We start from the raw sequence: 506 nt of genomic DNA on the forward strand, positions 1-506 counted from the left end.
TTTGCAGCTGTGTAAGTTCCGCCTGCTGTATAGGCTGTTGAGTTTGCTGACCATGTGTAAGTATCGCCAGAGCAGATTGTAGCTGTCGTGATTACTTTTGTTGGTTTTGGAGTAACTGTCAACTGCAGTTCCTGATCTGCCGTACAGCCGTTGTTTGCAACTGTATAGGTTCCGCCTGTTGTATAATTAGCCGAGTTTACTGACCATGTGTAAGCAACTCCTGAGCAGATAGTCGCTGTCGTGATTACTTTTGAAGGTTTCGGAGTAACTGTCAACTGCAGTTCCTGATCTGCCGTACAGCCGTTGTTGGCAACTGTATAGGTTCCCCCTGTTGTATAAGCTGTTGAGTCTACTGACCACGTGTAAGTATCACCAGAGCAGATAGTCGCTGTCGTGATTACTTTTGAAGGTTTCGGAGTAACTGTCAACTGCAGTTCCTGATCTGCCGTGCATCCGTTGTTTGCAACTGTATAGGTTCCGCCTGCTGTATAGGCTGTTGAGTTTAC

The 506-nt window shown here is 46.4% G+C and carries 1 pseudogene; it reads right to left on the reverse strand.

Annotated elements, in window-relative coordinates:
- Positions 1-506: pseudogene (locus tag GKZ88_RS22670) on the reverse strand (secretion protein); the annotation flags it as partial.

It is taken from the genome of Flavobacterium sp. LC2016-01, assembly GCF_009711135.1.
Taxonomy (GTDB): domain Bacteria; phylum Bacteroidota; class Bacteroidia; order Flavobacteriales; family Flavobacteriaceae; genus Flavobacterium.